Below are 22,782 nucleotides of genomic sequence, written 5' to 3' on the forward strand. Positions count from 1 at the left end.
TCTCGGCCGCGATGCCCGCCCCCGACGCGCGTGCGGAGGATGTCGCGCTGGAGGAGGTGTCGGTCGAGCACGTCGGCGAGGGCGCGGCGCCGGGCACGACCACGGCCTCGGGCACGATCGGCCTGATCGGCCCGACCCCGGGCTTCAGCGCCGCCCGGGCGGTCAGCGCCACGCGCACCGCCACCCCGCAGATGGACGTGCCGCAGGTGGTCAACGTCGCCCCGCGCGAGGTGATCACCGACCTCGCCGCCACCCGCGTCGACCGGGTGTTCAATTACCTCCCCGGCGTCGCCCAGCAGAACAATTTCGGCGGCCTGAGCATCTTCAGCTACGCCATCCGCGGGGTGACCACCTCGGAGATCTACAAGAACGGCTTCCCGCTCAACCGCGGCACCCCGCCCCCGCCCGACGCGCAGAACGTCGAGCGCATCGAGGTGCTGAAGGGGCCGGGCGCCGGCCTGTTCGGGCGCAGCGACCCTGGCGGCCTGATCAACATCATCACCAAGCAGCCCACCGCCGAGCGCTTCGTCGAGTTCGGCAACCAGGTCGACTCGTTCGGGCTGACCCGCGGCACGATCGACGCGGGCGGCGCGCTCAGCGCCGACGGCACCGTCCTCTACCGGTTCAACCTCGCGGCCCAGGGCGCGGGCAGCTTCCGCGATTTCGTCAACAGCGACCGCCTGCTCGTCGCCCCCGTGGTGAGCTGGCAGGTCACGCCCGACACCCGGATCACGGTCGAGACCGAGTTCGTGAAGAACCGCATCGTCTTCGACCGCGGCGTCATCGCCATCAACCGGCAGCTCGGCTTCCTGCCGCTGTCGCGCTTCCTCGGCGAGCCCGGCCAGAGCACCTACCAGAACAACAACACGATGCAGGTGCGCGTCGATCACCGCTTCGACGACGCGTGGCAGATGCGGCTCGCCACCTACCTCAACACCGGCGACCTGGAGGGCGAGTCGGCCGAGGTGCGCTCGCTCGCCGCCGACAACCGCACGGTGGCCCGCGACCGCAACGTGCGCGACTACCGCTGGGACGTGGCGATCGGTCAGGCCGACCTGATCGGGCGCTTCGACACGGGCGGCATCGGCCACACCGTGCTGCTCGGCGTCGACCGCGAGGCGACCGACAGCCGGACCCAGTACTTCCGCTCGAATTTTCGCGCGAACCCCTACGCGCTCGACATCTACGCGCCGGTCTACGGGCAGGCGCTGCCGCCGATCACCATTCCGCGCAACAACCTGGAGCGGATCACCAACACCGGCCTGTACGCGCAGGACGAGATCGTCCTCACGCCCGAGTGGCGGGCGCTCGTCGGCGTCCGGCTCGACATCTTCGAGCAGTCCTTCCGCGAGCGGGTGGTGCGCAGCCAGACCGAGCAGTCGCGGCTCGCGGCCTCGCCGCGGGCGGGCCTGCTCTACCGGCCGATCCCCGAACTGTCGTTCTACACCAACGTCGGCACCAGCTTCCGGCCCAATATCGGGCCGGACGCCGCGGCCGTCACCCGCGGCACGCCGCTGCCGCCCGAGACCGGGCTCGGCTACGAGATCGGCGCCAAGTCCGAACTGTTCGGCGGCAACCTGCTCCTGACCGCGGCGGCCTTCCGCATCGAGCGGCAGAACGTGCTCACCCCCGACCCCAACAACAGCGGCTTCTCCCTCGCCGCGGGCGGCGTGCGCAGCCAGGGCTTCGAGCTGACGGCGCAGGGCCAGCTCGGGCCGGAGCTGAAGGTGCTGGCCGGCTACGTCTACGCCGACGCGGTCGTGACGAAGGACAACGTCCTGCCGGTGGGCGCGCCGCTGATCAACGTGCCGCGCCATTCCGGCAGCCTGCTCGCCGTCTACGAGCCGGGGGGCGCGTGGAAGGGGTTCGGCATCGGCGGCGGGGTGCGCGGCGTCGGCGAGCGGGCGGGCGACGCGGCGGGTTCCGGCTTCGTCCTGCCGGCCTACGTCGCCTTCGACGCGCTGGCCTACTACCGCTACGACAACATGCGCTTCGCCCTGAACATCGAGAACATCGGCAACGTCGCCTATTACGAGAGCTCGCTCAACGTCTTCCGGGTGTTCCCCGGCTCGCCGCGGCGCTTCACCGGCTCGTTCACGGTGCGGTTCTGATGGCGGGCGGGATGCACGACGACACGGGTGATGAGACGGGCGACGCGCCGGTGCTGGCGCTGCGGGGCGTCGCCAAGCGGTTCGGCGTCCGGGTCGCCCTGGAGGGTCTCGACCTGACCCTGCCCGCCGGCGGCGTCTACGCCCTGCTCGGGCCGAACGGGGCCGGCAAGACCACGACGATCAACCTCGTCCTCGGCTTCCTCCGGGCGGATGCCGGCGCGGTCCGCGTCTGCGGGATCGATGCCGGGGCCGAGCCGGTCGCCGCCCGGGCGCGGATCGCCTACATCCCCGAGCAGGTCGCCCTCTATCCCGGGCTCTCGGGCCTGGAGAACCTGCGCTACTTCGCGACGCTCGCCGGCCTCGACCTCGGCCGCGCCGAGGCGGGCCGGCTGCTCGGCCAGGCTGGGCTGGCGGAGGAGGCGCGGGGGCGGCCGGCCGGCACCTACTCGAAGGGCATGCGCCAGAAGGTCGGCATCGCCGTGGCGCTGGCGCGGCGCGCCCGGCTGCTGCTCCTCGACGAGCCGACCTCGGGCCTCGACCCGGCCGCGGCGGCCGAGTTCTCCGGGACGGTGCGGGCCGCGGCGGCGCGGGGCACCGCCGTCCTGATGGCCACCCACGACCTCTACCGGGTGCGCGAGATGGCCGACCGGGTCGGCGTGCTCGCCGCCGGCCGCGTCGTCGAGGAGATCGATCCGGCCCGCCTCGACCACGTCGCCCTGGAGCGGCTCTACATCGAGCGGCTGGCGGGGGCGACCGGTGCGGCGACGACCGGGGCGGCGACGACCGGTGCGGCGACGACCGGGGCAGCGGGGGCGGCGGCGTGAGGCGCGTGGCGGCCGAACTCGCGCTGGCGTGGCGCGACGCGCGCCCGCGCTGGATCGGCGCCGTGCTCCTGCTGCTGCTGGGGGTGGCGGGCCTCGGCGCGTGGCAGGGCGCCGCGCGCTACGCCGCCGAGGTCGAGCGGATCACCGCCGCCGAGCGGGCGCGCTGGCTCGGGCAGGACGCCAAGAACCCGCACTCGGCCGACCATTACGGGCTGTGGGTGTTCCGCCCCGTGGCGCCGCTCGCCGTGCTCGATCCCGGCACCGGCCCCTACACGGGCCGGATGGTGCGGGTGGAGGCGCACCTGTTCAACGACGCCGTCTACCGCGCCGTGCAGGATGCCGGGCCGCTCACCCGCTCGGGGTTCGGCAGCGTCGCCGACATCGTCGGGCTGGTGGTGCCGCTCGCCGCGATCCTGCTCGGCTTCTCCGCCTTCGCCGCCGACCGCGAGCGCGGCACCCTGCGGCTGGCGCTCGGCAACGGGGCGCGGCCGGGCCGGCTGTTCGCCGGGCGCTTCGCCGCGCTGCTCCTCGCCCTCGCCGCGCTGGTCGGCCTGCCGCTCCTGGCGCTCGGCGGCTTCGCCGCCGCGAGCGTCGGAGCCGAGGGCTGGGAGGTCGGCCCGCGGCTGGCGGTCTGGACCCTGGCCCAGCTCGCCTACGCCGCCGTGTTCCTGCTGATCGCCCTGCTGATCTCGCTGTCCGCCCGCACGGCCCGCGGCGCGCTCGCCGCCGCGCTCGCGGTCTGGGTCGGGCTCTGCGTCGTCGCCCCGCGGCTCGCGACCGCGGGGGTCGAGGTCGTGGCGCCCGCGCCCTCCTACCGGGAGGCCCGCGCCCGGATCGACGCGGACCTGCGCGACCACCGCACCGCCGAGGCGAGCGACGCGCAGGTGCGGGCGGCGCTCGCCCGTTACGGGGCCTCCGACCCCGACGAACTGCCCGTCGACCTGCGCGGCCTGACGATGATCGAGAACGAGCACCACGCCTACGCCGTCTACGACCGCGAGCTCGGCACCTTCTTCGCCGGCCTCGCCGGCCGCGAGCGGGCGTTCGGCTGGGCCGGCCTGCTCTCGCCCCGGGTCGCCCTCCAGGCCCTGTCGCAGACGCTGGCCGGCACCGACTTCGCGCAGCACGCCCACTTCGTCTGGGCGGCGGAGGCCTACCGCCGGGGCATCTCCGAGCGCATGAACGCCGAGATCCGCGACAACCCGCAGCGGGGCGGGCGGCAGCTCGTGGCGGGGCCGGAGCTGTGGCGGGCGATCCCGCCCTTCACCCCCGCGCCGCTGCCCCTCGCCCGGGGGCTCGCCGACGCCGCGGGGCCGGCCCTGGCGCTGGCCCTGTGGCTCGCCGCGCTCGCGGCCCTGAGCGTCCCCCTGGTCCGGAGGCTCCGCCCGTGAGCGCCCCCCGCTTCCACCGGCTGCTGCGCGCCGAGCTGCGTCTGCTCCTGCGCGAGCCCCTGACCTGGGCGATCCTCGCCATGCTCGCCGCCGCCCTCTGCCTCGGCGCCCGCATCGGGGCCGAGCGGGTCGCGGCCGAGCGGGCGGCGATCGCCGCGGCCGCAGGGGATTCCACCCGCGCCGTGGACGCGGCCAAGGCGGCCCGCGCGCGCTACGCGCAGCCCGGCCCGCTGCGGGTGGCCTACTGGCAGGATCCGACCCACGCCTTCGGCTACATGCACTACTTCCTGGCCGCCTACGCGGTGAAGCCGCCGACCCCGCTCGCCGCGCTGGCGGTCGGGCAGGCGGACGTGCAGCCGGCGCTGACCCGGGTGAGCTTCGGCTTCAGCACCGTGTTCGACGACACCGCCTACGAGCCGGGCTCCGCCGCCACGCTCCGGCTCGGGCCGTTCGACCTCGCCTTCGTGCTCGTCCACCTCGTGCCGCTGGCGGTGATCGCGCTCGCCGGCACGCGGCTCTCCGCCGAGGCGGATGCGGGCATCCTCCGGCTGATCGCGGCCCAGCCGGTGAGCCCGCGCGCGGTGGCGGGGGCGAAGTTCGGCGCGGCCGCGCTGGTCGCCGTCGGGGCGGTGCTGGGGGGGACGGCGCTCGCCCTCGCCGTCACCGGGGCGCTCGGTCCGCTCGCCGGCTGGGGGACGACCGGGGCCGGGCTCGCGGCGGCGCTCGCCGCCTACACCCTGTTCTGGGTGGCGGCCTGCGCGCTGGCCGCGAGCCTGTGGCGGGGGGCGGTGGCGGCGCTGACGCTCCTCGTCCTGGCCTGGGCCTGCCTCGTGGTCGCCCTGCCGGCGGCGCTCGGCCTCGTCGTCGACGGTCTCGCCCCGGTCCCGTCGCGGATCGCGGCGATCGACGCGAGCCGGGAGGCGCAGGACCGCTTCTACACCGGCGAGGCCGGCCCGCGGATCGTCGCGGCGTGGCTCGCCGCGCGGGCGCCGGAGGCGGAGGCGAAGGACCCCCCCGCGCTGCGCGACGCGCCCGAGATCAAGCGGCTGGCGCGCGACGCGTTCTACGACGCCGCTCTGGCCGGGCACCGGGACGCGCTCCAGGCCCGCGCGGACGCGGCGGCGGCCTGGAGCGCCCGGCTGGCACCGCTCTCGCCGGCGACCGCCCTGGCGCTGGCCCTGGAGACCGCGGCGGGGACCGATGCCGGCCGGCACGCGGCCTTCCTCGCTGCCGTCTCCGAGCACCGGCGGCGGCTGCGCGCGTTCTTCGAGCCGCGGATCCTGGCGCAGGCGCTGCGCCCGGCCCCGGTCTGCGCCGGCTGCCAGGCGCGCCTCGACTTCGACGCCTACGACGCCGTGCCGGCCTTCCCCGCCGTCCTCCCGGCGGAGGCGGCGGCGCGGCAGGCGCTCCTCGGCGCCGCCTGCCTCCTGGCCGCCGCCCTGGCGCTGGCGGCCCTGGCCTACCGGCGCCTCGGGGCGTGGCCGGCCTGAGCGCGCCGGAACGGCCCCTGCGGCGGTGCGTTCCGTCCCGTCGAGCGGGGAGGAACCTTTGGAGGAACAGCAGCGGCATCCGGCCTATCTCTGGATCGTCCGGCACGGCGAGAGCGCCGGCAACGTCGCCCGGGACGCCGCCCAGGCCTCCGGGGCCGCGCGCATCGACATCGCCGAGCGCGACGTGGACGTGCCGCTCAGCGCGCTGGGCGAGCGCCAAGCGCGCGCGCTCGGACGCTGGTTCGCGAGCCTGCCCGAGGCCGAGCGCCCGGACCTCGTGCTCGCCTCGCCCTACCGGCGGGCGGTCGGCACCGCCGAGGCGATCCGCGCGGCCGGCGGCCTCGCGCCGGGGACCCCGGGGCTGCTCGTGGACGAGCGGCTGCGCGAGAAGGAGTTCGGCATCCTCGACCGGCTGACCCGCGCCGGGATCGAGAGCCTGCACCCCGAGCAGGCGGCCCTGCGCGCCGATCTCGGCAAGTTCTATCACCGCCCGCCCGGCGGCGAGAGCTGGTGCGACGTGATCCTGCGCCTGCGCAGCGCCCTCGACACCATCGCCCTGCACCACGGCGGCAAGCGCGTCCTCGTCGTCGCACACCAGGTGGTGGTGCTGTGCCTGCGCTACCTCCTGGAGGACATGAGCGAGGCCGAGATCCTCGGGGTCGACGCCGAGGGCGACGTCGCCAATTGCGGGGTGACCGAGTACGTCTTCGCGCCCGACGCGCGGCCCGGCGGCGGGCTGGCGCTGGTGCGCTACAACTTCGTCGCACCTCTTGAGGCGCAGGGCGCCCCCGTTACCTCCGAACCCGACGCCGAGGCCGCCGCGCAGTGACGGGCGGCCCGCGAAGGGGAAGCGCGATGGCCACCGTCACACCGGTCACCGAACACCTGCTGCGCGCCCTGGGGCTGCCCGAGGCCGAGGGCGACAGCAAGGACGGGCGCGGGCGCGTCCTCGTGGTCGCGGGCTGCACGCAATTGCCCGGCGCCGTGCTGCTGGCGGCCGAGGCGGCGATGCGCGCCGGGGCCGGCAAGCTTCAGATCGCGGTCTGCCGGGACCTCGCGGTGCCGATCGGCATCGCGGTCCCCGAGGCGCTGGTGGTGGGCCTGCCCCAGACGCCCGACGGCGGGATCGCCAGCGCCTGCGCCGACGACCTCGCCGGCCGCGCCGGGCGCAGCGACGCGGTGCTGGCCGGCCCCGGCATGAACGAGGACGCGGACGGCGCGGCCCTAGCCGCCGCGCTGGTGCGCGGGGCCGCGGACGGCGACGCGGGGGTGGTGCTCGACGCCGGCGCGCTCGCCGCCCTGTCCGACGCGCCCGGCCTGACGGGCGGGCTCGCCCGGCCCGCCGTGATCACCCCGCACGCGGGCGAGATGGCCAAGCTCCTCGGCCAATCCCGCGAGGCGATCGAGGCCGATCCCCTGGCCGCCGCCCGGGCCGCCACGGACCGGTTCGGCACGGTGACGGTGATGAAGGGCGGCCGGACCCACGTCGTCGCCCCCGACGGGCAAGCGTGGTGCTACGAGGTCGGCCATGTCGGGCTGGCGACCTCCGGCTCCGGCGACACGCTGGCCGGGCTGATCGTCGGCCTGCTCGCCCGCGGCGCCGCCCCCGAGGCGGCGGCCCTGTGGAGCGTCTACGCCCACGGCGAGGCCGGGCGCCGGCTGGCCCGCCGCTACGGCGGGATCGGCTTCCTCGCCCGGGAGATCCCGGGGCAGGTCCCGGGCATCCTCGCCGAGGTGATGGCCTGATCCCGACCCGGGCGGGCCGCTGCGGCGCCCGCGCCGCGCGACAACCTGCCGGGGCGGATTCGGCCCGCGAAAGGCCGAGGTAGAGGCGGCTTCCCCGATCCCAGAGCCCACGAGATGCGTCTCCTCATCGCCGACGGCAACGGCCGCGCGGCCCGCAGCCGCCACGTCGCGGCCACCGGCCGGACCTCGGCCGAGTCCTACGCCGCCGTCGCCCGCGCCCTCGCCCCCGACGCCGTCTGCCGGCTCGCCTACCCCGCCGACGCCGACGCGGATGCGCCGGATCTCGGCGGCCTCGACGGGATGATCGTCACGGGCTCGACCCTCAAGGTCTCGCAGGGCGGCGCGGAGGTCGAGCGTCAGGTCGGGCTGATGCGCGCCGCGTTCGCGGCGGGGCTGCCGGTGTTCGGCTCGTGCTGGGGCGTGCAGCTCGCCGCCGTCGTGGCGGGCGGGCACGCGGCGGAGAACCCGCACGGCCCGGAATACGGCTTCGCCCGGGGGATCGTGCCCACCCGGGAAGGCCGCTCCCACCCGCTCCTCGCCGGCCGCCCGGAGACCTGGGAGGCCCCCGCCGTCCACTCGGACGCGGTGCTGGAGCCGCCCCCCGGCGCCCGGGTTCTGGCCGGCAACCGGCTGCTCGGCGTCCAGGCGATCGAGATCCGGTGCGGGGCCGGCTGGTTCTGGGGCACGCAGTACCACCCGGAACTCGACCTCGACGAACTCGCCGCGATGCTGCGCCTGTGCGCGGCGGCGATCGTCGAGGCGGGCCTGGCCGAGGATCCGGCCGAGGTGCGCGCCTACGCCGACGAGGTCGCCGCCCTGCCCCGCGGCGATGCCGCGGCGGAGCGGATCGCGTGGCGCCACGGGATCGGACCGGAGGTGCTCGACGCCGGCCTCCGGCGCCGGGAGATCGCGAACTTCCTCGGGCACCTGCGCGCGGCGCGGCCCGATTGACCGCCCCCGGCGGCCTCCGGCCACGGTGCGACCTCTTGGCCCGGTGGACACCGGTTGATGCAGATGCTTCCTACAACGTGGCCGTGCACAACCTTTCGTCCCTCGGTTCGAGGCTCTGCGGCGCCCGTCCCAGCAGCGAGGCCCCGGCCCATGCCCTCATCGCCTGAGAAGCCGAAGAACAACGGGCCGCGCACGCCCGTGACCGGCAGCGGGCCGTCCGGCGTCATCGATCAGCATCACGACATCTTCTTCGCGGCCGTCGAGACGACGCGCATGCCGATGATCGTCACCGACCCGCACCAGCCCGACAACCCGATCATCTTCGTGAACCGCGCCTTCGAGCGCATGACCGGCTACACCCGGGACGAGCTGATCGGCACCAATTGCCGCTTCCTGCAAGGGCCCGACACCGACCGGGACACGGTGAGCGAGGTGCGTTCTGCGATCGCCGACCACCGCGAGTTCGCCACCGAGATCCTGAACTACCGCAAGGACGGCTCGTCCTTCTGGAACGCGCTGTTCGTCTCGCCGGTGTTCAACCGCCAGGGCGACCTCGTCTACTTCTTCGGCTCGCAGCTCGACGTCTCGCGCCGCCGCGACGCGGAGGAGAGCCTGCACCAGGCCCAGAAGATGGAGAGCCTCGGCCAGCTCACCGGCGGCATCGCGCACGACTTCAACAACCTGCTCCAGGTCATCTCCGGCCACAACGAGGTGATGCTGGCGCTGATCGACCACCCCGACATCGACGTCGCGCGCCTGCGCCGGGCGGGCGAGGCGGTGCGCGACGCCTCGGACCGCGCCGCCAAGCTGACCCACCAGCTCCTCGCCTTCTCGCGCAAGCAGCGCCTGGAGGGGCGGCTGCTCAACATCAACGGCCTCGTCCAGAACATGAGCGAGATGGCCGAGCGCACGCTCGGCGAGGCGGTCGTGATGCGGCTCGTGCCGGACCCCGACCTGTGGACGACGCGGATCGACCCGACCCAGGCCGAGGTCGCGCTGCTCAACGTGCTGATCAACGCCCGCGACGCCATGCCGAACGGCGGCACGGTGACGGTGAAGACCGAGAACCTGCTGATCGAGGACGAGGACACCGCCCTCTACAAGACGGTCGGACCCGGTGCCTACGTCGTCGTCTCGGTGACCGATACCGGCAGCGGCATGCCGCCCGAGATCGTGGCGCGGGTGATGGAGCCGTTCTTCACCACCAAGCCCGACGGCAAGGGCACCGGGCTGGGGCTCGCGATGGTCTACGGCTTCGCCAAGCAGTCGGGCGGCTCGGTCAAGATCTACTCGGAGGTCGGCCACGGCACCACGGTGCGGCTGCTGTTCCCGGCCTCGGACCAGAAGGCGGAGGAGGAGCACCGGCCGACCATCCGGGCCGCCGACCGGCACGGAACCGAGACGGTGCTGGTGGTGGACGACCGGCCCGACGTGGCGGCCACCGCCGGCACGATCCTGGAGGATTTCGGCTACAAGGTCACCGTCGTCGACGGCCCGCGGGCGGCGCTGGAGATCCTCGACGGCGAGCCGCGCATCGACCTGCTGTTCACCGACCTGATCATGCCGGGCGGCATGAACGGGGTGATGCTGGCCCGCGCCGCCCGCGAGCGCCAGCCCAAGATCCGGGTGCTGCTGACCACGGGCTACGCCGAGGCGTCGCTGGAGCGCACGGACGCGGGCGGCACCGAGTTCGAGATCATCAACAAGCCCTACAAGCGCATGGAGCTGGCCCGCCGCGTCCGGCGCGTCCTCGACGGCCCCACCGGCGTCGGCTGAGGGCGGGTCAGGGGCCCGGTCAGAACAGCGCGACCAGCGCCACGCCGCCGATCATCAGGGCCGCGCCGACGATCCGCCACAGGCTCGCCGGGTGCACCGGAAAGCCGACCCAGCCGAAATGGTCGAGCACGAGCGAGGCGACGACGCCGACCGTCACGATGATGCCGAGGAACGAGGCCGCGCCGATGGCGGGCGAGGCGTAGAGCTGCGCGAGGATCAGCAGGACGCTGAACAGGCCGCCGAGCCACGCCCACCACGGCACGGCGGCGAGCTGCGGCCCGCTCGGCAGCTCCAGCTTGCCGACCGCGACCCCGCCGACGAGCAGCGCCGCCGTGCTGACGAGCAGGATGATCAGGGCGGCGGTGACGGGCAGGCCCAGCGCCTTCGACAGGGTCGCGTTCTGCCCGGGCTGGATCGCGTTGGAGATGCCAGCCAGGATGGTGAGACCGTAGAGAAACCACATGCCCGGCCAAGCCGCCGGGCACGCGGTCAAGTTTCCGCGGCGCCCGTGGCCGCGACAAGATGCGCCGGGGCGCTCGGTCCCGGCGCGCCCTCCGCTACCGGCTGCCGCTCGGCGCCGCGCCGCTGCCGGTGGCGCCGTTGCCCATGCCGCTGCCGGCGGCCGCGCCGGGCGTGCTGACCGGCGGCCCGCCGCTGGTCCCGGGCGCCATGCCGGTCCCCGCCGCGCCCGGCCGCTCCATGGCCTTCTCCGCGTTGCTCTTCACGCTGCCGGGGTTGTTCATGTTGCGCTCCGCGCTCCCGCCGCCGGTGGTCTGGGCGAACGCCGCTCCGGTGACCGCGAGCGTGAAGGCGGCGGCGAGGCCGAGTGTCCTGATCGTCATGGCTGTTGTCCCTCCGGGCCGGCCCGTGCGAGCCGCCCCGAGGTCAACCGCGCCGCGGCGGCGATCGTTCTCGCGGATCCGGGGCGCCGGCCTGCGACCCTTCGGCCTGCCGCTCTTCGGCCTGCCACTTTTCGGCCTGTGACCCTTCGGCCGGCGCCCCGGGCTCCGGTCACAGCGTCGGTTTCTCGCGGATGCGCCCGTCGAACCCGACGTGGAGCTGGCGCTCCTGGCCGTCCTTGCGGGCCGCGACCTCGAGGTGGCGCGGGCCCCGCCCCGTCACGCGCACGTCGCCGTAGCCCGCCGCCTCCACCGCCGCGGTCAGGGCCGGCACGTCGACCTTGGGCCCCAGCCCGACCTTGTCCTTGGCCCAGTCGAGGCTGCCGGCCGGCGGACCGCCCGCAGACCCGAGCAGGACCTGCCGCCCGTCGCCGCGGGTGAGGATCCGGGCGTGCAGGAAGCCCTTCTCGAAGCGCCCCTGGACCGTCACGGTCTCGCCCTTGACGACCAGCCCGCCGCCCTCGCCGTCGCGGCCGGTCTCGACCAGCGCCCGGCCGGTGCCGTCCTGGACCACGAACTTGTTGCCGAAGATCTCGGCGACCTCGCCCTTCACCGCCGTGGCGCCCGAGGGGGCGAGCGCCTGGATCGCCACCGGCGCGACCGGCGTCGGCCGCACCTCGCCCTGCGCCAGCGAGAGGCCCGCCGCACCCAGCGCCAGGGGGACCGCGACCAGCCCCACCGCCCAGGTCCGCCGCGGCACCCGCCGGGGGCGGGACGGGGCGGCCTGCGGGATCTCGCGCGCGGTCCCGTCGATGATCGTGTCGTCGCTCATGTCTCGTCTGCCTTCGCTTCGGGGCCCGTTCGGCCCGTGGCGCCGTCCTACGGCAGCCCCGCCAATCGGGCCTGAACCGCCCGGTTCAGTCCCGGTTAAGCCTCCGGGCCTAAGCAGGTTTCGCCGAAGTGGTCGCCGGTTCGGCGTCGAAAACCTGCGATCCCCCAAGGATCTAAGCGGGTGAAGCGTTGGCGTGCCGACGCGAACCTGCTTAGAGCCGGGACGCGAGCGGGCACGGCGCCAAGTCCCTGGCGCGCCGCGCGCTTTCGCAACCGGACCGGGCTTCGCCGCCGGACGACGGGCGCGCCCGCGGTGCGGGGTGGGGGAGACGCGCGGTGAAGATTCTTCTGGTCGAGGACGACGCGGCCCTGGCCGGCGCGGTCGCCAGGGCCCTGCGCGCCGAGAACTGCGCCGTCGATCAGGCCGGCACCGGCGAGGATGCCCGCCACCTCGGCGAGACCGAGGGCTACGACGCCTGCGTGCTCGACCTCGGGCTCCCGCGCGGCGACGGGATCTCGGTGCTCGCCGCGTGGCGCGCGGCCGGGCGCACGCTGCCGGTGCTGGTGCTCACCGCCCGCGACGGCTGGAGCGACAAGGTCGCCGCGTTCAAGGCGGGGGCGGACGACTACCTCGTCAAGCCGTTCCGGGTGGAGGAGCTGGTGATCCGCCTGCGCGCCCTGGTCCGCCGGGCGCAGGGCGGGGGCGCGAGCCGCATCCTGTGCGGGCCCCTGAGCTTCGACCCCGGGCTCGGCGCGTTCGAGCGCGACGGGCTGCCGCTGAAGCTGACGGGCCTGGAATGGCGGGTGCTGTCCTGCCTCATGCTCAACCGCGACGCGGTGGTGCCGCGGCCGCACCTGATCGAGCGGGTCTACGAGGGCGACGCCGAGGTCGATTCGAACTCGGTGGAGGTGATCATCACCCGGCTGCGCCGGAAGATCGCGCCGGCCCGGATCGAGAGCGTGCGCGGCCACGGCTACCGGCTCGGGGCGGGGCCGGGCTGATGCACGCCGGCTCCCTGCGCACCCGGCTGCTCGTCGCCGCCCTCGGCCTCGTGACGGTCGCGCTCGTGGTGGCCGGGCTCGCCATCGGCCTGATCCTGCACCGCTTCGTGCGCGGGCAGATCGACGGGCGGCTCGACGCGCAGATCACCGCCCTGCGCGCCGGGGTGGAGGCCGGCGCCCTGCCCGGCGCCCTCGACGCCCCGCCCTTCGACCGGCCGGGCTCGGGCTGGGCCTGGGAGGTGCGGCGCGGGACGGTGCTCGCCCGCTCCGCCTCCCTCGACGGCGGCGGGATCGTCGCCCCGGACCCGCCCGACGACGAGCCCGGCCGGCCCCGCCCGGCGGAGGGGCGTGGACCCCGCGGCGAGCCGCTGATCCTGCGCGTCCTCGACCTGCCGGGCGATCCGCCGACCACCATCCTCGCCGCCGCGCCGCGGGCGGCCCTGCGCGGCCCGCTGCGCGAGGCGCTGACGAGCCTCGCCCTGGCGCTCGGGATCCTCGGCCTGTGCCTCGTCGGCGGCGTGCTCGTGCAGGTGCGCCTCGGCCTCGGGCCGCTGAAGCGCCTCGGGGCCGACCTCGCCGCGGTGCGCGCGGGCCGCCGGGCGCGGGTGCCCGCCGAGCAGCCCGCCGAGATCGCCCCCGTCGTGGCCGAACTCAACGCGCTGCTCGACCAGAACGCGCGCAACCTGGAGCGCGCGCGCGGCCACGTCGCCAACCTCGCCCACGCGCTCAAGACGCCGCTCGCCACCCTCGCCATGGTGCTGTCCGAGCCGGGCCGCGATCCCGGCGGCGACCTGCGCGCCGCGGTCGGCGCCATGGACCGGCGGGTGCGCCACCACCTGCGCCGGGCCCGCGCCGCGGCGCTCGCGGGTTCCGCCCAGGCCCGCACACCGCTGGAGCCCCGCCTCGCCGACCTGCGCGACGCGCTGGCCAAGCTCCACGCCGACCGGGGCGTGCGGATCGACCTCGCCGTGCCGGCCGATCTGGCGGCGGCCTGCGAGGCGCAGGATCTCGACGAGATGCTCGGCAACCTCCTCGACAACGCCTGCCGCTGGTGCCGGGGCGCGGTCCGGGTCTCCGTCGAGCGGGCGGAGGACGGCGTGCGGGTGCGGGTCGAGGACGACGGGCCGGGCCTCGACCCGGAGGCCGCCGCGGCGGTGATGGCCCGCGGCCGGCGCCTCGACGAGGGCGTGCCGGGCCACGGCTTCGGCCTGCCGATCACCCTGGAGCTGGCGGAACTCTACGGCGGATCCCTGCGGCTCGGGCGCTCCGAGCTGGGCGGGCTGTGCGCCGCGCTGAGCCTGCCCGCCTGAGGGCGCGGGCGGGTGCTCAGTCGGAGGCGACCCGCACCGACTCCGCGACCCCGTCCGTCTTGCCGGACAGCCCCGGCACCTCGTCGAGCTGCCGCAGGTCGGTGAAGCGCCCGCGCTCCTCCCGGTAGCGGACGATCTCGGGCCCGTGGCCCTTGAGCGCCGGCACCGCGTCCAGCTCCTCGGCCGTGGCCGTGTTCAGATCGATCATCGCGTTCCTTCCGAGGCCCGATCTCCGCTCACGACCGTCACCGCGAGGTCGGGGCGGCCGTCTCCGCCGGGGCGACGACGGGGGTGACGTAGGACCACGTGAGGCCGATCATCAGGATGCCCGCCCCGAGGGCGGCCACGGTGCCGACGATGATCCAGTTCTTGATTCTGCGCTGCATGCCGCCGATCTAGGGCGGCGCGGCCGCGGGCCGAGGCCTGCGCTCGTGGACGCCGCACCGGCGGAGCGGGCGCCCGGTTCGAGCACCCGGTTCGAGCGCTCACTTCGAGCGCTCACATGGATCAGGGAATCCGGCGCTCCGGCCTGCTACGCTCGCGGAGCCGGCGGGAATGGGTTCCCGCGGGCCCCAAACTCGACTGAGCCCGCCCGGTTCGCCGCGGCGGGCTTTTTCGTAAGGCCCGGGGCGGCGGCCGGGCCTACCGGCTCCAGCGTCCGAGGCGCCGCTTCCACCGCTCGCCGGGGGCGAGGCCGGCGGGCTTGGCAGCGGACTTCAGGGTGGATTTCGGGACCGGCTTCGCGGCGCGCTTGGGGGCGGACTCCGCGGCGGACTCGGCGGCCGCGGGAACCGGCGGCGGGACGGTGTCTACGACGGGGGCGATCGGCGCGGGGGTGATCGGCGCGGGGGTGATCGGTCTAGCCGGCTCGGCCGGGGCCGGGAGGATCTTGCGCGGCCGTCCGCGCCGCCGCAGCGGCGGCCGTTCCACGGCGATTTCGGGCTCGACCGCAGCGGGCTCGACCGCGGCGGGCTCCGGCTGCTTCAGGCTCGGGAGGATCCTGCGCTTCTCGGCGGCGGCGGGGGCCGGGCCGGCGGGCGGGGACGGGAGGGGGCGGACCGGCGGCGCGGCGGGCGGGACGATGCGGGTGGGGATGATCGTCGTGTGGCGGCGCCCGCCAGACTTGACCTCGACGGCGAAGGACCGTCGCGAGTGACTACGCATGGGGCTGACGGTGTCCGGGCCGCGACCGAGCGGCCGATCGTTAAGTTAGGATGCAGGGCTTAAGGAACGAATACACCGGATCGACAGGCGCGCGCGACCGTGACCGTTCCGCAACACGGGTCGCGGCGGTGCCGGACTCGAGGCACCGGCTCGGGGCCCAAGTCGGGGATGGGGGACGTGGCTGTGGGATCGGACCACGACGAGGACGCGATCGACGCGCTGATCGGCGATTTCCGCGGGAAGCGGTTCGACCAAGTGCCGCCGGATCCCCGGACGCTCGATGTCGCGCGGCTGCGCGCCCTGCGCGAGCGGCTGGCCAATCCCTACGCCTACCGCTGGCGGGAGCGGGAGGCCGACGCCGAACTCGTCGACGCCCTGTATCACACGATCGCGGAGCGTTCCGGGCGGCGATGGGGCTTGTGCGTCGACAGGCTGGCCCTGGACGACGACGGCAACAGCCCGCCGATCTACGCGGACGCGCAGGGGCGCGCGAATACCGCCGCCTGCGCTCTGCCGGAGTACAGGGTGCGCTACTACGTCACCGCGTGCAGCGTGACGGTCCGCCCGTTCATCCGCTCATACGATGCGGCCGTGGCGCTGCTCGGGAGCCTGCTGCCCGGATACGGGTTCACGTTGCGCTGCCGGGCACAGGACCACGCGGTCAGGCTGGAGCGGGACGGGTACGAGGGCCCGTGGATCGTCGGGCCGCACGCCGCCGTGGCGATCGTCATGGCCGCGCTGGAGCATCTGGAGCGGTCCCCGGGGGAGGCGGCACCCTGGCGGGCGCCCTGAGTCCGGGGCCGGCGCCCAGCGGGCCCTGGCCCCGCCGGCGATACTTCGCCGTCAAGACCCTCGGTCGCGGTTACCGTCCGTTAACCCTGTGCGCCGCTTAATACAACCAATGGTTGAAGGAGCGGCGGGCCATGACCGGTGAGGAGCGGGCGGCATTCAAGCGTCGGACGACGGAGGCGTTCCTGCGGGTCGCGCTGCGGACGACGCTGGTGCGGATGGGCGAACTGTCGGGGTCCCGGGCCGACGAGACGCTGCGGCAGTTCGAGCGTGCCTTCGATCGCGGGTTGCGGACGCTGCCGTCGCCCGCGGGCGCCGAACTCGCCACGATGGTGGCCGCCGAGGATGCGGTGTCGATCCTGCGCGACTGCGTCGAGGCGGCGCGCCGGACCCTGGCCGCATCGATCGTGCCGGCTGAGGCCGCCTGCGCCGGCGGGCCGCGCGCGTAGGCGGACGCGCGTCGTCACGCTCCGGCGCGCGCGTCCGGTGCCGCGGACCCGAGGAAGCGGTCGAGCGCGTCCGCCGAGGGGAACGCGTCGAAGGCGCCGACGCGCAGGGCCGTCAGCGCCCCGCACCCGGCGGCCCGCCGCAGGGCGTCCTGGATCGGCCGGTCCTCCATGAGGGACACCGCGAGCCCGGCGGCGAAGGCGTCGCCCGCGCCGATCGTGTCGCGCACCGCCACGGGGAACGCCCGCTGCCGGCACGGCGGCTGGTCTCTCCGGAACGCCACGGCGCCGTCCTCGCCCAGGGTCACGACCACGGTGGAGGGACCGTCCCGCATCAGCGCGGCCATCGCGGGTGCGTCGGCACCCTCGGACCCGGCGAGCGCGGCACCGTCGAGGCCGAGATCGTCGGCCTCGACGCGGTTGATCACGAGGATCGAGGTCTCGGCGAGAAGCGCGGGATCGATCGGCCGGCACGGCGAGGGGTTCAGCAGGGTCCGCGCGCCGCGGGCGCGCGCCCGCGCGAAGGCGGCGCGGATCGGCGCGTCGGGCGATTCGAAGGTCGCCATCACGAGGTCGGCATTGGCCACCGTCGACCGGACCCGGTCGACATCGGACGCGTCCAGAAGCCGGTTGGCCCCGAGGCTGACCGCGATGCAGTTCTCGCCCGCGCCGTCGATGAAGCCGACGCCCGCGCCGGTCGAGCCCGGCCGGCGGACCAACATACCTGTGGACAGTCCAGCGTCGCGGAACGCCTTCTCGGCCACCGCCGCGAACGGGTCGTCGCCGATCGCGAACAGGCCGTCCACCTGCGCCCCGAGGCGGTGGGCCGCGACCGCCAGATTGAATCCCTTGCCCCCCGGTTCCGAGAGAAAGGCTGCGGCATCAAGTGATTCACCTGCGCGCGGCAACCGTGCTACAACGACCGAGCAAGCAACGACGAAACTACCGACGACAAAGATCCGCACAGATCTAATCCTGGTTTCAGAGAGTGGCTGATACAACCGCGGCCGGCCGGCCATCTCTTCGCGTGCTCAGCGGGACCGATCCGGCAGCCGCTCATGCCTCTCATCTTGAGCGTCCATCGCTGCCGTCGCTGCTGCGGCTGCGCGACGACACCGCAATGCCACTCTATCAGCAACTGGTTGAACAACTCCACGAGTTGATCGTCAGCGGCATGCTACCGGCAGGCGCAATCCTGCCGGCCGAGCGCCAGCTCGCCGAGAGCCTCCAGGTCAGCCGCGTCACGATCCAGCGCGCCTACGCCGCCCTGAGGCAGCGCGACCTCGTGGCCTCCCAGGGGCGGCGCGGCTTCCTGGTGCGCCCGCAGCCCGAGGAGGTGCGGCCCGGCATGGACCGCCTGAAGGGCTTCACCGAGGAGATGCGCGAGCTCGGGAAGGTGCCGTCGACGCGCATCGTCGAGCGCGCCACGGTGCAGGATCGCTCGATCTCCTCGATCTTCGGCCTGCCCTCCACCGCGCCGTTCCTGAAGCTCACCCGCGTGCGCTACGGCGACGAGGTTGCGATGTCGCGCGAGGTCGCGTGGTACAATCTCAAGGCGGCGCCGGCCCTGGAGACGGGCGACCTGTCCGGCTCGGTCTACGCCTTCCTGGCCGAGAACTGCGACGCGCGGCTCGTGTCCTGCCAGCAGACCGTGGAGGCGACGCTGCCGACGGTCGAGGAGTGCCGCGTCTTCTCGTTCGATGCGCCGATCCCCTGCCTGCTGATCAAACGACACAGCTTTACGCAGAGCGGCGTGATGATCGAGTACGTCGAAGGACTGTTCCGCGGCGACATGTACCGCTATCATCTCAAGCTTCAGGCCTGATCCCGGCGGCGACGGACCACCCGCGCCGGGTCTTCGGCCTCGGGGCGCGTGTTTCCGATCACGTCGAGGGACGCCTGTGACGCTCAGCCGGCGCAGACGCGCGGGGATGCCGAAACCTGCGGGCCCGGCCCCGCGGCGCAGGAGCGGCCCGCGCTGGATCCTGTTCGGGATCTGTCTGGCCTGGGCGGCGGCGGCCAGCGCCTACGCCATCGTCGGCCGGGGTGAGATCGCCCGGCTGCGCGAGGAGGCGGCGGTGCGGCAGGCGCTCGCGGACGACAAGGTGCGCGCGCTGACCCGGCGCCTCGTGGGGGTGGCGAGCCACCAGATGCTGGAGCAGGACGGGCTCGCGGAGCGGCTCGCCGATATCGTCGCCCGTCAGGTCGAGCTGGAGAACCGCGCGGCCGCGCTCTCCGCCATGAGCGACCGCACCTTGACCGACCGGATCACGACCGAGCGCACGACCACCGATCGCGCGACCACCGACCGGGGCGCGGCCGCGCCGGCCGGCCCGCAGGAGGATCCGCCGCAACCCGACGGGCCGCGCCGCATTCCCGGCCGCAACGGTGCGCTCGACGCGGGCACGGCCGTGGCGGCCCTGCCGGTGCGCGAGCAGTTCGCGCGCATCGAGGGCTCCCTCGGGCGCGCGGAGGGCGACCAGGACCGCTTCGTCGCCCGGCTCGCGAGCCTCGCCCGCGCGGCCGGGGCGCAGGTGCGCGCGGTCTTCGCCGACCTGAACCTCGCCCTGGCTCCGCCCCCGGCACCCGCGCCGCCGCCGGTGCCCCCCGGCCCGGCCGGGACCTTCGCGCGCTCCGTCGCCGCGACCGAGGCCGCGCTGGCGGAGGCGCGGCGCTGGCGGGCGCTGGCCGAGTGGGTGCCGCTGCGGCCCCCGATCGCCGGCGAGGGCCACGCCACCAGCAATTTCGGCCTGCGCAAGGACCCCTTCACCGGCGGCCAGCGCCTGCATGCGGGGATGGATTTCCGCTCCCCGGTCGGGACGCCGGTGCGCACCGCCGCGAGCGGCCGCGTGACGAGCGCCGGGCCGAGCGGCGGCTACGGCAACCTCGTCGAGATCGACCACGGCCGCCACCTCGTCACGCGCTACGCGCACCTGTCCATGATCCAGGTGAGCGTCGCCCAGGTGGTCGAGGCCGGCTCGGTCGTCGGCCTCGTCGGCTCGACCGGGCGCTCGACGGGCCCGCACCTGCACTACGAGACCCGCCTGTCCGGCGGCGCCGTCGATCCGGCCCGCTTCCTCGCCGCCGGGCACAGGCTCTACGACGGCGGTCCCGCCCCGGACGCGCCGCGGCCCGCCGCGACGGCCGACGAGGAAGCCGCCGACTGACCGACGCGATCCGGCCGGTGATGAGCGTGCGTGCTGCTGTGCTCCGGGGGCCTCAGCCGCCGATCATCACCGTCGGCAGGCCCATGACGATGACGTTGGGCGGTCCGACCGCCTCCACGATCGTGTCGCTCGCGCGGCAGGCGGCGAGGTTGTTGATCAGCACCGTCTGGGACCCGTTGACGACGACGCCGGGGCCGTGCGGCGGGATCGGCAGGGGGGTGGCGCAGAGGTGGATGTCGGCGCCGCCGGCCCCGCCGGAGATCATCGAGCCCATTGACGTGGCCGCGGTGGACTTGACGGTCTCCTCGGCGGCGAGGGCGGCCGGGGCGCCGGGCGTGCCGGCCGCCGCCAGCGTCGCCGCCTCGGCCACTTGGATCGCGGCGTCGGAGACCGCCTTCGCCGCCTGGATCGCGGCGGCGGCGGCGGCGGACACGCCGCGCCACGCGGGCAGGTTGCCGATCAGCACGTTGGGGCTGCCGGGCCCCGGTTGCAGGACCGGGGGGAGCGGGTGGGCGACCGGATCGGTGATGCGGGCCGCGGGGCCGGTGGGCATGGGGATCCTCGACGGGGTATCACGGGATCGGCGGAAGCCGCCGGGCCTCGTAGCGGAAGGTCTGGCCGCGCGGGACGCTGGCGAGCCAGACCAGTTGCGACTGCGGGACGCGCGCGAGATCCCATTGCGGCGCCCCCAGGCCCGGCGGGTAGATCGGATGGGCGACGTAGCCCGGCGCGTCGGTGGGGACCCCGCCGGGGCACTGCGTGTAGCCCCGCAGGTCGAATTCCCCGGGCGCCGGCAGGGGCGCGACCGTGAAGATCTCCGCGCCGGCGCGGAGCTTGCTGTCGTCGGCGAGGCCGACGATCCCCTCCATCTGCGCGGGCGTGCGGCCGACGACGTACTTGAGCGTCGTGCAGTACCCGATCGGCCGGGCCGGATCCGGCACGGTCCCGAACGGGGCGACCTTGACGAGCGTGTCGAGGCCGCCACGCCGCCACACGGCCTGCGCGAGGGCCGCGAGGCGGCCCTGGTCGAAGCCGGCGGCGGCGCTCATGGGTCGCTCGGATCCGCGTCGTCCTCCCGGTACAGCGTGCCCCAGTCCGGCTGCCAGAGGTCGTCCGGGTCCTGGACCACCAGCGCCACCTTCCACTCGTTGGCGAGCCGGACCGCCGAGCGGATCGCCGGTTCGAGCGGCATCTCGTCGGAGCGGAAGTCCCGGGGCAGGTGGCCGGGCGCGGCCGAGGCCGGGCAACTCAGCACGCCGTAGCACTTCTCGCCCTCGCGCTTGAGCGAGAGCGTCATGGCGTCGTCGACCGGCTCGTCGACGCGCTCGAAACGGTTCTTGTTCAACGGGACCTCCCTCCCCCGGCGCAGCGACCGGGCGCGGCGCGACCATAGACGATCCGGGGCCCCGGCACGCTCATCGGGAGCCCGACGCTCATCGGTAGCCCGACATCAGCACGAGCGTGCGCCCGCGCGCCCAGGCGAGCGCGTCGGCGGTGATCGCGACGCGGTCCGCGCCCCGCCGCGCGAGGACCGTCGCGGCCTGCCTGTCGAGATCCGCCAGCACGACGCGGCTGCCCGTGGCGATGAGCGCGACCCGGCCCGCCGCCGCGCAGTCGTGGACGCGGCCCGTCACCGGCAGCGACCACGCGTCCCAGTCGACGACGTCGTCGGCCTCGCCCGGGGGCGAGCGCACCGCCACCTCCGGCGCGATGCCGGAGCAGGCGGCGTTCGGCGCGTCGGGCGCCGCGCAGGCGGCCGCCGCGCCGCCGCTCCGGACGTGGCCGCCCGCGGCGATCCGGGGCTGCCCGCCTTCGCAGAAGTGCAGCGCGCCGTCGACGAAGCGCAGGTGCTGCGGCGGCGCCCCGAGGTGCAGCACGACGCGATCGGCCGGCCGCTCCCGGGCTCGGGCATCGCCGGGCCCGCTCCCGCTGACGGCGAGCAGGGCCGCGAGGATGCCGAGGGCCGGAGCCGACGCGGCCCGGACGCGGCTCACTGCGCCACCGCGCCGAGCTGCTGGTCGATCCGGGCCTTCTCGGCCTTCATGTTGTGGGCGTAGGTGTCTTCCTTGGCGGTGTAGTATTTCGCGATCTTGAGGAAGTGGGCGACGCTGTCGATGTCGCCCGCGTTCAGGGCGTCGAGGTAGCCCGCGTGCCCGGCGGCGATCTTCTTGTGATGCCCGACCCAGCGCTGGGCGCCGTCCTCGAGGTTCTTGTAGGCGCGGAAGCGGCACTGGGCGTGCGGCGGGCTGAAGACGACGATCGCCTGCTTGCAGCGCCAGCCGTGGGCGCGCGCCTCCTCGGACTCGTTCTCGACCGCCCGCGCCAGCCCGCCCGCCGCCGAGACCGCCCCGTCGACGGCCGAGGAATTGTAGCATTCCCACACGTTCTTCAGGTACATGTGCGGCTCCTTGGCGCCGCCCTTGATGTTGCCGAGGTTCCAGTTGAAGCAGTACTTGCCCCGTCCCGTCTCGGTCATGAACTGAGAGGCGAGGCTGCGGGCGCCGGTCTGGTTGAGGTCCGGCCACGACGACAGGATCATGTCGATCACCTGGGCCGCCGTCGGCGTGGTGCGCTGGGTGCCGACCTCGTTGGGATTGTCCGTGTAGAGCCGGCCCGGCGTCCCGCTGCTCGACGCGCCCGCGTCCGCCCCCGCGCCGACGGAGAGGGTGACGCTGGTCCAGGTCGAGCCGGAGCGGTCCTTCGCCTCGACGAGGATGCGGCCGGCCGGGAGCCCCGTGAACCGCCACACCCGGACGGGCTGGCCGGACAGCATGCTGCCCCGCACGATGCCCACCGACGGGTTGGCGGGCGAGATCGAGACGTCGAGCTCGACGTTGTTGCGGACGTCGAGGGGCCCCCACAGCCCGAGTTCGTAGGGCTGACCCGCCGGCACCTGGAGCGTCGTGCCGTGGACGTTCTTCCCGTGCTTCTGAAAATTCGCCATG

The 22,782-nt window shown here is 74.8% G+C and carries 26 protein-coding genes; 14 read left to right on the forward strand and 12 right to left on the reverse strand.

Features of this window, described 5'->3' with window-relative positions; all coding sequences use genetic code 11:
- Positions 1 to 11: 11 nt before the first annotated feature.
- The 8 genes from Q8W71_RS19890 (at position 12) to Q8W71_RS19925 (ending at position 10,289) form a co-directional block, all read left to right on the forward strand.
- Complete coding sequence (locus Q8W71_RS19890) at positions 12 to 2,111, forward strand: TonB-dependent siderophore receptor (RefSeq protein ID WP_305527193.1); 2,100 nt, start codon at positions 12 to 14, stop codon at positions 2,109 to 2,111.
- Between the two features lie 11 nt (positions 2,112 to 2,122).
- The gene (locus Q8W71_RS19895) at positions 2,123 to 2,935 is read left to right on the forward strand and encodes an ABC transporter ATP-binding protein (protein WP_305527141.1); all 813 of its coding nucleotides are present in this window, start codon (positions 2,123 to 2,125) and stop codon (positions 2,933 to 2,935) included.
- Entirely contained in the window at positions 2,932 to 4,326 is a 1,395-nt protein-coding gene (locus Q8W71_RS19900) for a DUF3526 domain-containing protein (protein WP_305527142.1), read from the forward strand. The genes Q8W71_RS19895 and Q8W71_RS19900 overlap by 4 nt, the downstream gene beginning before the upstream one ends.
- On the forward strand, positions 4,323 to 5,816 hold the full coding sequence (locus Q8W71_RS19905; protein WP_305527143.1) for a DUF3526 domain-containing protein: 1,494 nt from the start codon (positions 4,323 to 4,325) through the stop codon (positions 5,814 to 5,816). Before Q8W71_RS19900 ends, Q8W71_RS19905 begins: the two co-directional genes overlap by 4 nt.
- 58 nt (positions 5,817 to 5,874) lie before the next feature.
- Positions 5,875 to 6,645: a histidine phosphatase family protein gene (locus Q8W71_RS19910; RefSeq protein WP_305527144.1), complete on the forward strand. Its 771-nt coding sequence runs from the start codon at positions 5,875 to 5,877 to the stop codon at positions 6,643 to 6,645.
- A 26-nt stretch (positions 6,646 to 6,671) separates the two neighbouring features.
- Positions 6,672 to 7,562 carry an NAD(P)H-hydrate dehydratase gene (locus Q8W71_RS19915; protein ID WP_305527145.1) on the forward strand — a complete coding sequence of 297 codons (891 nt, stop codon included), beginning with the start codon at positions 6,672 to 6,674 and terminating at the stop codon, positions 7,560 to 7,562.
- A gap of 114 nt (positions 7,563 to 7,676) precedes the next feature.
- Positions 7,677 to 8,513 (forward strand): glutamine amidotransferase-related protein, encoded by an 837-nt coding sequence (locus Q8W71_RS19920; protein ID WP_305527146.1) that lies wholly within the window; start codon positions 7,677 to 7,679, stop codon positions 8,511 to 8,513.
- Between the two features lie 150 nt (positions 8,514 to 8,663).
- On the forward strand, positions 8,664 to 10,289 hold the full coding sequence (locus Q8W71_RS19925; protein WP_305527147.1) for a hybrid sensor histidine kinase/response regulator: 1,626 nt from the start codon (positions 8,664 to 8,666) through the stop codon (positions 10,287 to 10,289).
- A gap of 19 nt (positions 10,290 to 10,308) precedes the next feature.
- On the opposite strand, the gene Q8W71_RS19930 is transcribed toward Q8W71_RS19925, so the two are convergent.
- From Q8W71_RS19930 to Q8W71_RS19940, 3 genes are all read right to left on the reverse strand, one after another.
- Positions 10,309 to 10,752: a DMT family transporter gene (locus Q8W71_RS19930; protein WP_305527148.1), complete on the reverse strand. Its 444-nt coding sequence runs from the start codon at positions 10,750 to 10,752 to the stop codon at positions 10,309 to 10,311.
- 94 nt (positions 10,753 to 10,846) lie between these two features.
- The gene (locus Q8W71_RS19935; RefSeq protein ID WP_305527149.1) at positions 10,847 to 11,131 is read right to left on the reverse strand and encodes a hypothetical protein; all 285 of its coding nucleotides are present in this window, start codon (positions 11,129 to 11,131) and stop codon (positions 10,847 to 10,849) included.
- Positions 11,132 to 11,300: 169 nt separating this feature from the next.
- Entirely contained in the window at positions 11,301 to 11,960 is a 660-nt protein-coding gene (locus tag Q8W71_RS19940; protein WP_305527150.1) for a DNA-binding protein, read from the reverse strand.
- Between the two features lie 335 nt (positions 11,961 to 12,295).
- On the opposite strand from Q8W71_RS19940, the gene Q8W71_RS19945 reads away from it, so the two are divergent.
- Both Q8W71_RS19945 and Q8W71_RS19950 read left to right on the forward strand, forming a co-directional pair.
- Complete coding sequence (locus Q8W71_RS19945; RefSeq protein WP_305527151.1) at positions 12,296 to 12,961, forward strand: response regulator transcription factor; 666 nt, start codon at positions 12,296 to 12,298, stop codon at positions 12,959 to 12,961.
- The gene (locus Q8W71_RS19950; RefSeq protein WP_305527152.1) at positions 12,961 to 14,271 is read left to right on the forward strand and encodes a sensor histidine kinase; all 1,311 of its coding nucleotides are present in this window, start codon (positions 12,961 to 12,963) and stop codon (positions 14,269 to 14,271) included. The genes Q8W71_RS19945 and Q8W71_RS19950 overlap by 1 nt, the downstream gene beginning before the upstream one ends.
- 16 nt (positions 14,272 to 14,287) lie before the next feature.
- On the opposite strand, the gene Q8W71_RS19955 is transcribed toward Q8W71_RS19950, so the two are convergent.
- From Q8W71_RS19955 to Q8W71_RS19965, 3 genes are all read right to left on the reverse strand, one after another.
- Positions 14,288 to 14,479 (reverse strand): ComEA family DNA-binding protein, encoded by a 192-nt coding sequence (locus Q8W71_RS19955; protein WP_305527153.1) that lies wholly within the window; start codon positions 14,477 to 14,479, stop codon positions 14,288 to 14,290.
- A 37-nt stretch (positions 14,480 to 14,516) separates the two neighbouring features.
- Positions 14,517 to 14,657, reverse strand: coding sequence for a hypothetical protein (locus Q8W71_RS19960; RefSeq protein WP_305527154.1), 141 nt, complete (start codon positions 14,655 to 14,657; stop codon positions 14,517 to 14,519).
- A gap of 256 nt (positions 14,658 to 14,913) precedes the next feature.
- Positions 14,914 to 15,435, reverse strand: coding sequence for a hypothetical protein (locus Q8W71_RS19965; RefSeq protein WP_305527155.1), 522 nt, complete (start codon positions 15,433 to 15,435; stop codon positions 14,914 to 14,916).
- Between the two features lie 177 nt (positions 15,436 to 15,612).
- Here Q8W71_RS19965 and Q8W71_RS19970 point away from each other — a divergent pair, with 177 nt between their 5' ends.
- Positions 15,613 to 16,227 (forward strand): hypothetical protein, encoded by a 615-nt coding sequence (locus Q8W71_RS19970; protein WP_305527156.1) that lies wholly within the window; start codon positions 15,613 to 15,615, stop codon positions 16,225 to 16,227.
- 131 nt (positions 16,228 to 16,358) lie between these two features.
- Entirely contained in the window at positions 16,359 to 16,673 is a 315-nt protein-coding gene (locus Q8W71_RS19975; RefSeq protein ID WP_305527157.1) for a hypothetical protein, read from the forward strand.
- Between the two features lie 14 nt (positions 16,674 to 16,687).
- On the opposite strand, the gene Q8W71_RS19980 is transcribed toward Q8W71_RS19975, so the two are convergent.
- Positions 16,688 to 17,689, reverse strand: a complete 1,002-nt coding sequence (locus Q8W71_RS19980) for a ribokinase (RefSeq protein ID WP_305527158.1) — start codon at positions 17,687 to 17,689, stop codon at positions 16,688 to 16,690.
- Positions 17,690 to 17,790: 101 nt separating this feature from the next.
- Between Q8W71_RS19980 and Q8W71_RS19985 the strand changes: the two genes are divergently transcribed.
- Both Q8W71_RS19985 and Q8W71_RS19990 read left to right on the forward strand, forming a co-directional pair.
- A complete protein-coding gene (locus Q8W71_RS19985) occupies positions 17,791 to 18,495 on the forward strand; it encodes a GntR family transcriptional regulator (protein WP_305527159.1) in 705 nt (234 codons plus the stop codon).
- 106 nt (positions 18,496 to 18,601) lie between these two features.
- Positions 18,602 to 19,837, forward strand: coding sequence for a M23 family metallopeptidase (locus tag Q8W71_RS19990; RefSeq protein ID WP_305527160.1), 1,236 nt, complete (start codon positions 18,602 to 18,604; stop codon positions 19,835 to 19,837).
- A gap of 52 nt (positions 19,838 to 19,889) precedes the next feature.
- Here Q8W71_RS19990 and Q8W71_RS19995 read toward each other — a convergent pair whose 3' ends face one another.
- From Q8W71_RS19995 to Q8W71_RS20015, 5 genes are all read right to left on the reverse strand, one after another.
- Positions 19,890 to 20,390, reverse strand: a complete 501-nt coding sequence (locus Q8W71_RS19995) for a PAAR domain-containing protein (protein WP_305527161.1) — start codon at positions 20,388 to 20,390, stop codon at positions 19,890 to 19,892.
- A 19-nt stretch (positions 20,391 to 20,409) separates the two neighbouring features.
- Positions 20,410 to 20,886 (reverse strand): hypothetical protein, encoded by a 477-nt coding sequence (locus tag Q8W71_RS20000; RefSeq protein WP_305527162.1) that lies wholly within the window; start codon positions 20,884 to 20,886, stop codon positions 20,410 to 20,412.
- Complete coding sequence (locus Q8W71_RS20005; RefSeq protein ID WP_305527163.1) at positions 20,883 to 21,182, reverse strand: hypothetical protein; 300 nt, start codon at positions 21,180 to 21,182, stop codon at positions 20,883 to 20,885. Before Q8W71_RS20005 ends, Q8W71_RS20000 begins: the two co-directional genes overlap by 4 nt.
- Positions 21,183 to 21,270: 88 nt before the next feature.
- Complete coding sequence (locus Q8W71_RS20010; RefSeq protein ID WP_305527164.1) at positions 21,271 to 21,831, reverse strand: hypothetical protein; 561 nt, start codon at positions 21,829 to 21,831, stop codon at positions 21,271 to 21,273.
- Positions 21,828 to 22,781: a hypothetical protein gene (locus tag Q8W71_RS20015; protein ID WP_305527165.1), complete on the reverse strand. Its 954-nt coding sequence runs from the start codon at positions 22,779 to 22,781 to the stop codon at positions 21,828 to 21,830. The genes Q8W71_RS20010 and Q8W71_RS20015 overlap by 4 nt, the downstream gene beginning before the upstream one ends.
- Position 22,782 lies beyond the last annotated feature (1 nt).

The organism is Methylobacterium amylolyticum (assembly GCF_030700245.1).
GTDB lineage: Bacteria > Pseudomonadota > Alphaproteobacteria > Rhizobiales > Beijerinckiaceae > Methylobacterium.